We start from the raw sequence: 9,990 nt of genomic DNA on the forward strand, positions 1-9,990 counted from the left end.
TGTCCGGGCCTTTGGCCGCCACTGGCCGTCAGGCCGGGCGGACCACGCTGTGGATGATCGAGTCGCCGCCGTAGTAGATGGATTCCTCACGGACGTAGGCACCGGGCTTCGGGGCGTGGATCATCATGCCGTTGCCGATGTATATGCCGACGTGGCTGATGTCGTCGTAGAAGAAGATGAGGTCGCCGGGCTGGGCGTCGGTGAGGGACACCGTTGTACCAACGTTCACCTGGTCGTAGGTGGTGCGCGGCAGGGAGACACCGGCGGCCTTCCAGGCGGCCTGGGTGAGGCCGGAGCAGTCGTAGGAGCCGGGCCCGGTCGCACCCCAGACGTACGGCTTGCCGATCTGCGCGCGGGCGAAGGTGAGCACCTTCGCGGCCTTGGCGGCGTACGTGGAGCCCGACGAGGCGGTGGAGGTGCCCGAACCCGAGGAGGAGCCGGAACCCGACGACGAGCCGGATCCGGAGGACGAGCCCGAAGCCGAGCCAGAACTCGAGGTCGAGCCCGAAGACGCACTCTGCTTCGCCGCCTGCGCGGCCGCCGCCTGCTTCTTGGCGAGCTCCGCCGCCTTCCGCGCCGCCTCCTCCTGCTTCTGCTTCTCGATCGCCGCGAGGCGCGCCTTCTCCTCCACAGTCAGCTTGGACAGCAATTCACGCGCCGTGGACAGCTTCTCCTGGACGGTGGACTTGGTCGTCTTGAGGTCGTTCTGCGACTGAGTCAGCGTTTTGAGGCTCTTGACGGCCTTCTGCCGCGCCTTCATGGTCGCGGACTGCTCGGTGACGTAGTCGTCGACCGCGCCCTTCTGCCGCGAGGTCAGCCGGCTCATCAGATGTGTCTGGTCGAAGTAGTCCTGCGGGGAGTCCGCGAGCAGGAAGGTCGCGGTGTCGGGGGTGGCGGCCCCGGTCCGGTACTGGGCCGCGGCGAACATACCCAGTTCCTCACGCGCCTTGTTGAGCTTGGCCGTGCGCTTGGCCACGTCGTCGAGCAGGGTGTCGACGTGTTTGCGCTCCGTCGCGGACTTCTCCTTGGCGGCGTCGTACCTCTCGGTCGCCGACTCGGCCTGGCGGTACAGGTCGTCGACCTTCTTCTGGACCTCTTCGAGGCTCGGCCTGCCGTCGGCGGAGGGGGTGGCATCGGCGGTCTGGGACAGCAGGGCCACGGAGGTGAGAGCGGCCGTGGCCAGGACGGGGGTGCGTATGCCGGCTACGCGCGTACCCGTGGGGCGCGACTTGCGGTGCGACGCCAAGGGAGGCGACTCCTTCCATGTTCCGCCTACCGAGTTAGCTGTCGGGTTCGGGCGGGTGGTTCGGAAGGGTTGCCCTACGACCCTTGCCCCCGGAAGGGAGCTGGGCCGATTCACCCCAAGGTCGGTGGGTCCCCGGCTCCGGCTGCCGTGCGGGCGCGCCGGACTCGGCGGAGGCCGCACGGCCCGGCGACGTTCGCCGGTGGGGGTCGGGCGGCCTGACGGGAACGCTAGCCAACTCATGTGGCCCCTGTGAAGGCTGGTGGGTGATATGCCCGATACATTTTCGTGACCTTTGCTCGGTGGGGTCGTTGGGTGCAGTCAATCCGCCTTGATATGACATGAGGCGTCCGGAATTGCAACGCTCACACATGTCTCCTCGCGCCCGGGTGAGGGGTGCGTCGCGACTCGGCCGGACGATTGCGAACCGTAATCCGACCCCGCGGGCCGGCCGCGTTCCGCCTCGTCGGCCTGAGCCGCGTCCGACCGGAGTGGATGGTGATCACCTTGCCTGGCCGCGCCGAACGAAGTCACGGTCGTCTGCCGCCTCGTGAGGACAGCAGCACAAGGCCCGGAATTCCGTCCTGCCCGGCGTTCTCTCCACATGTCCAACGGCTGTGCGCTGACGTTCAGTTCCCCGTAGGAATGTGACGTTTCGCCCAGCCCGCCGCCCTGTCGCCGAACGCCACGACCGCCCCATACTCCAGGGCCTGACGAACCGACGGACAAGGGAGCACAGTGAGCGCAGCGGCGGCAGCAGGGACCTGGAAGCTCGGGGACGTAGAGGTGAATCGCGTCGGCTACGGCGCAATGCGGCTGACGGGCAACGGCATGATGGGGAACTCCGACGGCACGCCGATCGACCGCAAAGTCGCCGTTGACCTCCTGCACAGCGCGTTCGAGCAGGGTGTCAACCATATCGACACGGCCGCCTTCTACTTCTCGCCGCTACGGTCCGCAAATGAACTCATCAACCGCGCCCTCTCGTCCTGGTACGGCGACGTGGTCGTGGTGACCAAGGTGGGCCCAGCGCGCGACCCCTCCGGCGAGTGGCTCACCATGGCCCGCCCCGACCAGCTGCGCGGCCAGGTCGAGGAGAACCTGCGCCAGCTCGGCCGGGACCACCTGGACGTGGTGAACCTACGCCGCAACGGCCCCGCTACGGCCTCGATCGCCGAGCACTTCGGCGCCCTCGCCGAGCTGCGCCAGGCTGGCCTGATCCGGCACCTCGGGCTCTCCAACATCCGCCCGGAGCACGTGGCCGAAGCCCTGACGATCGCGCCCGTGGTCTGCGTGCAGAACTCCTACGGCCTGGACTGGCGCCGGGCCGACGCGAGCGGGCTGATGGACCTGTGCCGGGAGCAGGGCATCGCCTTCGTCCCGTACTTCGCCATCTCCGGCCTGCGGCGCGAGGCAGCCGCACCCCGGGAGCACGACGCGCGCGTCCACTCCGTCGCCCGCGCCCACCATGCGACGCCGGCCCAGGTACGGCTCGCCTGGACCCTCCACCGCGGTCCGCATGTGCTGGCCATTCCCGGCACCACGAACCCGGCACACCTCGCAGAAAACATCGCCGCCGCAACCCTGCGCCTGACCGACGAGGAGTTGGCCGTCCTCAACAAGCCCGCCGAGGACGCCGCCTGAGCCCCGGCCAGCGGCGATCGGTGAAACTCCCCGTCCCCTGCCAAAAACCGAACCTTGCCGCCGCAGCGGGCACCACTCAAGCGGCTGATCCTTGTCCTCGACGTGCGCGCTCCGGCAGCGCAGAGGCACCCGCATGATCACCCTCCCGGCCGGTGCCCGGTGGCCCTGCCCACTCCTTCAACTGGCGGTTGCGGGAACCGCGTTCAGGGGCCGTCGGGCTCGAGGTTGTTCACGCTGAGCAGGTTGCCGCCGACCGGCAGGCCGACCGACTTGCGCAGCTCCCCGATGGCCGGATCACGGACGGAGACGGTCAGGGTGTAGGCCGGCTGACCGGTGATGGTGTTCGAGGAGTCGATCGGTGCCTGAAGCCGCTTCATCACGGCGCTGCCGTCGTAGCCGGGACACAGGACCTGTACCGGCAGTGAGACCTCGGCGCTGCCGCCGCCGTTCAGGTAGATCTGTGTCTTGTCCTCGGCGTCGGCTTTCACGGCGGGATTCCAGGTGACAGGGAGGCCGTGCGCCCCGCCGACCAGTCCGTGCGGGCCTTCGATCTCCACCGCGACTCCCTCGGCGCCCAGGGTCCGGGGCACCTTGAGCGATCCCTTCGGGCCCGGCGCCAGGAGAAGCCCGATGGTGAGACGGCCGGGGGTGCGCGGGTTGAGCCGCTCATAGCCGTAGGAGCCGAGGGCGAGCTGCGGACCGCGTTGCGGGCCGGTGGGCTGCGGCGCGGGTGAGGAGGCGGCTGCGGGGAGTGGGAAGTGGTGGTATCCCTTGGCCCCGCACCGGTCCCCGTCCGAGACTCCGCCCCCCGGCAGTGCGACGGACTTCGCCGGGCCGGACGTGGGCGGCCCGCCCCATGAGAGCAGATTCTGCTCGTAGGCGCCCACGAGCACGACGGCCGCCGCGGCCATCCATGGGATCACCGCGCGCGCCCTGTCGCCGAACGGACGCCCCTTCGGCTTCCGGGGCTGCTGCTCCGCCGCGGACATGTCCCGGAGCCTTTGCTCCACCATCCTCGCCCGCGCCGACGGCTCCTTCGGTGCGGCGGCGCCATCGCCTTCGGCGGTGTCCCGCAGGAACGCCGCCCACTGCTCGTCGGATATGGAGGAGTGCTCCTCCGATCCCCCGTCGGGTTCTTCGGCGGGCGGGACGGTGCTCACGGGCGAACCCCTCACTGGGACGGGGGCTGCGGCCCCTTGGGTCTAGGTAATGATGCCGTACGCCTCTGACACGCCCCCGGGGGGTGCGGAGCGACGAGGAAGCCCGTACGAGCGATGTCGTACGGGCCTGTTCACGGCGTCCGGTTCGGCCGGTGAGCGCCCGTTCGCAGGCCTGGAGGACGGGCCTTCGGGCCGGTTCCCCGTTCACGGTCGACGCCTGTGTCACGCCCGGGAGGCGGATCGCTCGCACCGACCGCTTCGGGTTCCGGGGGTGAGGGTTCCGCGACCGACGGCATGGGAGGCCGCGGCAGCACGCGCGGGCAGGATGGCAGGATGACGGCATGGTGACGCATCAGCTATGGGCAGGGGTTCACCGTGACCTGCTCGCCGCCAAGGAGTCGGTGTACGACCCGAACGGTTTCACGTGCACAGTGCCGGTGCCCGAACCGGAGAGCGCCGAGTACGCGGCATGCGCGTTCCTGCTCGACGGCCGCGCGGTCCGGTTCCGCGTGGCGAAGACCACCCCGACGAAGGTGGGCCAGTTCGTCACCGTGTGGCAGCGGTCCGGGGAAGGGCCGATCCGGCCCTTCGACGCCGACGACGGGGTGGACCTGTTCGTCGTCAGCAGTCGCGACGACAGCGGCTTCGGGCAGTTCGTGTTCCCGCGCGAGGTGTTGTGCGAGCGTGACATCGTCTCCCGCAACGGCTCCGGCGGAAAGCGCGGATTCCGCGTCTATCCGCCGTGGGTTACCACGACCAACCGGCAGGCCCGCAGCACGCAGGCATGGCAGGTGAACTACTTCTTCCACCTCGGTCAGGACGGGCTTGCCGACGTGCAGCGCGCCCAGTCCCTCTACCACCCGTAGGCGCCCGCTCCGGTCACGCCCCGTCCGGCTCCCGGGCGAACTCGGTGCCCCAGTCCGGCTGCCGCGCGAACCGATGCCCCGTCCGACTACGGCTCGAACATCTCGCCCCCGTCCGGCTGTCGCTCGAGCACCTCGACGCCGTCCGGCTGTTGGGCGGACCGAGTGAGCAGGACAGGCCGTCCGCTGTCCTCATGACGGCTCGCGGCGCTGTCAGCCCGTCGCCCGCAGGGTGCGGTGGGCCATGGCGCGGGGGTGGTCGACGACGTCGGGGTCCGCGTCGAGGGAGTAGTCGGCCGTGAGACCGGCGAGGGTCTGGGCGACACGGCCGAGGGAGTCGTCGGAGGCGTCCACGAGACAGGTGGTCCGGTCGACGGGGCGGACCCGGGCGGCCAGGTACCGGGCGTGGGCGCGGATGCGGTCGGCTGGGGCGTGGACGGTGGCGACGGCGCGGTGGCGGGTGGGGGCGTCGGAGAGCCGGGCGGCGACGAAGGCAGCGGGGTCGTCGCCGGGCAGAGGACGGGCGGGGACGCGCCGACCGGTGAGTGTGGGGCTGGTGACGCGGTCGAGGCGGAAGATCCGCCAGTCGTCCCTGGCGGTGTCGTGGGCGAGGAGGTACCAGAGGTCGCCGGAGGCGACCAGGTGCTGTGGTTCGACGCGACGTGGGGTGGTCGCGCCGGTGCGGGCGGTGTAATCGAAGGTGAGGACCTCGTGGTCGCGGCAGGCGACGGCGAGAAGGGCGAGCAGGGCGGGGTCGGCGCGCGGTCCGCGGGTCTCCCAGGCCGCGTGAGCGCGTCCGCCGCCACCCGTGCCGAGAACTGTGACCTTCATGGGGTTACCTCCCTGTTTGCTGTGATTGGGCAGATTCACAGTAGGAGCATTTCAGGACAGGGGGTGTCCTTTGACCCGGCCATGGTGGAGATCATGACCAGCGACATGACGGCCCGGATGCTGAGACTTCTGTCCCTGCTGCAGACCCGCCGGGAGTGGTCCGGCGCCGACCTGGCCGACCGCCTCGGGGTGACCGTCCGCACCGTCCGCCCGCAGGGCCGGACGCCTATCGGGAGGCCGGGTATCTCGGTGGCGCGGGCGACCAACGGGCCGCCGTCCGGGTCGGCAGGGCACTGGTTCTCGGGCCGACAGGGCACCGGTTCTCGGGCCGGTGGACGTGCCGACGAGACAGCGGTTCTACCGGGCGGTCGGCCCGAACTCCTTTCATTCGAAACCCACTTGAGTGACTTCCTACGTAGAGTTCCCGATTCGGGGGATCGTCTGACTGGAGTGAGAGTCGCCGTCGCCGGGCTCTTCCGGACCGGCTCGTATCCGTGCCCGCAGTCGTGCCCGTGAGAGCAGGAGCATGCGATGCCCACAGCAGTCGTCGCGGTGAACGTCTCCGCCGGAGATGTCCTGTGTCCGGTCAAGGACCCCGCCGCCCCGCAGAAACTGACGAAAGCCACACCAACGGCGCTCGCCTCCGGGGTGACGGTGGCGGGCATCGCGGCACAGCCGGCCGCGGCAGGCGCCACAGTGACCTACTTCGCGGCGCACGAGACGGTGCCCGCGGTGACGACCGGGCTGGGTCCTGGCCCGGCAACCGCCGTCGTGGTCAACGCGTCGGCGCGGGCCGAGCGCCGTTTTCCGCTCACGCCCGACGCATGGGTCCTCGGACCGTGCGACGCACAAGGCGTCCTGACCCTGGAGCCGCGGCACGAGTTCGCCAATGTCATGGACTTCGGCGCGAAGGGGGACGACACCGGGGACGACTGGGCTGCCATCAACGCCGCGATGCAGTCCCTCGTACCCGGCACCGGTACCGGCACGCTCTACTTTCCGGCGGGCACCTACCGGATCAGCCGCCCGATCGTCGTCAACGGCTACCCCGGAATCGAACTGCTCGGTGAGAGCCCGCAGAGTACCGGGATCCGGCTTCTGGGCAACTTCGGTCCGACGCTGTGCATCACCCCCGACACCGTCGGGCACTTCCCCACGGGCGACGCCTTGCTGACGGGGCCGGGCAAAGCCGGTGTGCTCAGGTTGAACGGCGCCAATACGGTCGACTTCCGTGACAGTCCCGCGCTCGACATGGACGGGCTCGATGCCTTCTCCGTGGAGTGCACGATCCAGGTCGACCGGGTGCCGCTCACCGGAACGACGGCGGTCATCACCAGCTCCGGAAGGCGGAACGCCCGGGACCCGCAGAACTCGGCTTTCGGGGTGTTCCTGACCGCCGACGGGAGCGGAGGGCTTGCGCTCTCCGCCACCGTCCGCATCGGCGGCCGGGACGTCAGCGTGCCGCCCGCGGCCCAGCCTCTGCGGGTGCCGGTGGGCGTCACCACGCACATCGCGCTCACCTACGACGGCTCCCGGCTCAGGCTGTTCGCCGGAGGCGCGGGCGCACAGACGGACATGCGGGAGGTGCCGGCCTCCGGGAGACTGGGCCAGGCTCTGGAGGAGGGCGTCTACCTCGGTGTGTACAGCGGGGCCTCCTGGCCGGAGTACCACCCGATCACCAAGCAGTTCCCCGGCCGGATCGACTCCATCCGCATTTCCGGCCAGGCCATGCGGACCGCGCCGTTCATCGCGCCGACCGCCAAGTTCCCGACGGACAACGCCAGTAATCTCCACACGCTGCTGCTCGTCAACTTCGACCTCGACGTGGACGTCTTCACCGTCGGCCGCACTTGGAAGGACCGTCCCGGGTCGTCGCCGATCCTGGTCCACTGCCTCCACTACCGGGAGGGTCCGCCCAACGACGCCACCTCTCCGCTCGTCCGGCGGCTCACCTTCCAGTCCTCCGGCGGCGCGGGCATCCAGGCGCAGCTGGCGGCCGAGACCGTGGTCGACGAGGTCAACGTGACGGCCGCGCGGGACGGGATCCGATTCCGTGACGTCTCCCTGCGGTCGGGGTTCGAGAACATCGTCATCGCGGTCAGCCGTCTCGGGCTGGTGCTGTCCGGAGACACCGCGCTGGTCAACGTCAAACGGCTGAAGGTCGCTGGCGCCCAGTACGACTTCGTCGCCACGGGAGCGATCGGCGTGTTCGCCCGGGACTGGCTCATCGGCACCGGGCGCTCGGTCGTGCCCGTCATGCTGACGTCAGGTGCCAACTACGGCTTCTTCCACGGCACCGACGTCGTCATCAGCTCGGAGGACGTCCAGAACATGCCGCCCGCGGAGCGAAAGTGGCAGGCGGCGGTGATGACGTCGAGCCTGACGAGCCTGCTGCTGGAGAGTTCCGTCCTGCAACCCGCCTTCAGCGACACCACCCAGTGCCCCTGTGTCATCCTCGACAGCTCGGACAACGGCCCGGGGACGAGCAACTACACGTTCGTGAACTGCGACTTCCAGCCCAGCCCGGACTCGCACGCGATCCTAGAGCTGTCCGGCAAGACCCTCCCCCATCCGGTACGGATCATCGGCAGCAGGAAGACCCCGCTGGACGGCGGCCGCGAGATCCCCTGGACCCTGCCGCACCAGGTCCCGTTCGTGTCCTTCCTCGGGGGCTCCGTCTCCACCACGGACACGGGGCTGACGCAGTGGCGGGGCACCAGGGACTGGATCTTCGCCTACGACCCGGCAACCGGCCTGTTCCAGGCCCGTGAACACGAGTCCCAGGCCACAGGTTCACTTCCGGCGGGCGGCACCGTCGACCTGGGCGCGATGCCCCTCGCCGCGGGTACCACGCTTGTCCGCGCCGAGGTGATCGCCAGCGGCCCACTCGCCAGCGCCGCCCGATGGGTCCTCGAACAGGGCTTCGCGAGGACCGGGGAGACCATCGCGGCATGGGCTTCGGACACCCGCGTCACCGAGGCCTTCGGCTCCGACGGCGGCGTACCTCCACAGGGCTGGGAGCATCCCACTCTGGTGGCGACGAAGGGAAACGTGGTCGTGCGATGCACCGCACCGGCCGGGCAGAAGCTGGCGTTCACGGTCAGGCTCCGAGCCGTCGAGGCCCTGGCCCCCGCTCCATGACACGCCGGCCAGGGCGCGCGACCGCGATCTGCTCGGCGAGTTCGGTCCACACGGCTGGGAGCAGCCTCCAAGGCACTGGCCGACGGTCGAGCGCGCGACGGGGCCGGTGGCGTGGGCTGACGTTCTCTGCGGTGCGGGTGACCGGTCTTCGCGGGGGCGTGGTCATTGGCTGTGGAAGAGCACCGGGTGCTGCGGATCGGAGGAGCAGACGAAGAATCCGCCATGGCTGCCGCCGCGGCCGATGTCCACTCCGGTCGGCCCGATGCGTTCCTCGTATCCGGGCGTCCCGTACACCAGGTGGCGGTCTTCGAGCGGGCACCAGCGCCCGTCGCCCTCGAAGCTGTCGACCTGGAGGAGGAGGCCGGTGCGTGCGCCGCACGTGACGCAGTCGAGCGCCGGCATGTCGCTCACCGACCAGTCCATACTGCCGCCGACCTTGAAGCCGGGGGCCGTCGCCACCTCCTCGTAGAGTTCCCTGCTCTCGTCACAGGCCTGAAGCCGGGCCCACAGGTCTTCGGGAAGTTCCTCGTGCCAGGGGTACTCGGTGATCCGCTCCGGGTGCAGGACACACGGCCGCGGTATCGAGCTCTCGTAGAAGCCCGGGAGCTCGCCTTCGAGGTCCGGCACCGGCGGATCCTCCAGGGTCGACGTCACGTCCGCGGAACGTCGCCAGACCACATGGCACGGGGCGTGCTGCGGGCAGCAGTGGTAGCCGACGCACCACAGGATCTGGAGCAGGTCGGCTCCGGCCGGAAACGCGATCTCCGGAAAGTCCGTCGCCTTCAGCTGGGCCACCGCGACCATCGGAATGCCTCCGTACTGGTCGCAGTCCGGGGCTGCGCAGCGCGGCCACGGTTCCCGGGCCGGCCACAGCAGGGGACCCCCGATGTGACTGTCTTCGCAGGTGGGGGCACCGGGCCGTGGATGCAGTCGCACGGTCGTGCGGGCACAGGGGCCCATGCCCGCAACGGCTTCGGCGAGATCGAACGACGGGGCTTCGGTGGTACGGATCACCGTCCCATTGTCGTCGATCACCGACTGCCCGGAGCCTCCACCGCCTCAGGGCTGGAGACGGACGCTCATCTCCACCGTCACGTCGTCCCCGGCC

7 protein-coding genes, 1 pseudogene and 1 riboswitch are annotated in these 9,990 nt (G+C 69.9%); of the genes and pseudogenes, 4 read left to right on the forward strand and 4 right to left on the reverse strand.

Annotated features, from left to right (window positions below):
• Positions 1–28: 28 nt before the first annotated feature.
• The gene (locus AB0H32_RS27210; protein WP_361125259.1) at positions 29–1,246 is read right to left on the reverse strand and encodes an NlpC/P60 family protein; all 1,218 of its coding nucleotides are present in this window, start codon (positions 1,244–1,246) and stop codon (positions 29–31) included.
• 8 nt (positions 1,247–1,254) lie between these two features.
• Positions 1,255–1,426: riboswitch (cyclic di-AMP (ydaO/yuaA leader) on the reverse strand.
• Between the two features lie 555 nt (positions 1,427–1,981).
• Here AB0H32_RS27210 and AB0H32_RS27215 point away from each other — a divergent pair.
• Positions 1,982–2,887 carry an oxidoreductase gene (locus AB0H32_RS27215; protein WP_361125261.1) on the forward strand — a complete coding sequence of 302 codons (906 nt, stop codon included), beginning with the start codon at positions 1,982–1,984 and terminating at the stop codon, positions 2,885–2,887.
• 203 nt (positions 2,888–3,090) lie between these two features.
• Here AB0H32_RS27215 and AB0H32_RS27220 read toward each other — a convergent pair whose 3' ends face one another.
• On the reverse strand, positions 3,091–4,047 hold the full coding sequence (locus AB0H32_RS27220) for a hypothetical protein (RefSeq protein WP_361125263.1): 957 nt from the start codon (positions 4,045–4,047) through the stop codon (positions 3,091–3,093).
• 341 nt (positions 4,048–4,388) lie between these two features.
• On the opposite strand from AB0H32_RS27220, the gene AB0H32_RS27225 reads away from it, so the two are divergent.
• Entirely contained in the window at positions 4,389–4,913 is a 525-nt protein-coding gene (locus AB0H32_RS27225) for a MepB family protein (RefSeq protein WP_361125265.1), read from the forward strand.
• Between the two features lie 210 nt (positions 4,914–5,123).
• Here the strand turns inward: AB0H32_RS27225 and AB0H32_RS27230 are convergent, their stop codons facing one another.
• Complete coding sequence (locus AB0H32_RS27230) at positions 5,124–5,741, reverse strand: WYL domain-containing protein (protein WP_361125267.1); 618 nt, start codon at positions 5,739–5,741, stop codon at positions 5,124–5,126.
• Positions 5,742–5,834: 93 nt separating this feature from the next.
• On the opposite strand from AB0H32_RS27230, the pseudogene AB0H32_RS27235 reads away from it, so the two are divergent.
• Together AB0H32_RS27235 and AB0H32_RS27240 are read left to right on the forward strand one after the other, a co-directional pair.
• Positions 5,835–5,951 (forward strand): annotated as a pseudogene (locus AB0H32_RS27235) (HTH domain-containing protein); the annotation flags it as partial.
• 321 nt (positions 5,952–6,272) lie between these two features.
• Positions 6,273–8,882 carry a glycosyl hydrolase family 28-related protein gene (locus AB0H32_RS27240; RefSeq protein WP_361125270.1) on the forward strand — a complete coding sequence of 870 codons (2,610 nt, stop codon included), beginning with the start codon at positions 6,273–6,275 and terminating at the stop codon, positions 8,880–8,882.
• Between the two features lie 162 nt (positions 8,883–9,044).
• On the opposite strand, the gene AB0H32_RS27245 is transcribed toward AB0H32_RS27240, so the two are convergent.
• A complete protein-coding gene (locus AB0H32_RS27245) occupies positions 9,045–9,896 on the reverse strand; it encodes a DUF1963 domain-containing protein (protein ID WP_361125272.1) in 852 nt (283 codons plus the stop codon).
• Positions 9,897–9,990 lie beyond the last annotated feature (94 nt).

It is taken from the genome of Streptomyces sp. NPDC020362, from assembly GCF_040642095.1.
In the GTDB taxonomy this organism is placed as follows: domain Bacteria; phylum Actinomycetota; class Actinomycetes; order Streptomycetales; family Streptomycetaceae; genus Streptomyces.

Excerpts from the sequence above, each read along its gene's own strand:
- AB0H32_RS27225 (WP_361125265.1), top strand. The coding sequence starts at position 4,389 with ATGGTGACGCATCAGCTATGGGCAGGGGTTCACCGTGACCTGCTCGCC.
- AB0H32_RS27230 (WP_361125267.1), bottom strand. The coding sequence starts at position 5,741 with ATGAAGGTCACAGTTCTCGGCACGGGTGGCGGCGGACGCGCTCACGCG.
- AB0H32_RS27240 (WP_361125270.1), top strand. The coding sequence starts at position 6,273 with ATGCCCACAGCAGTCGTCGCGGTGAACGTCTCCGCCGGAGATGTCCTG.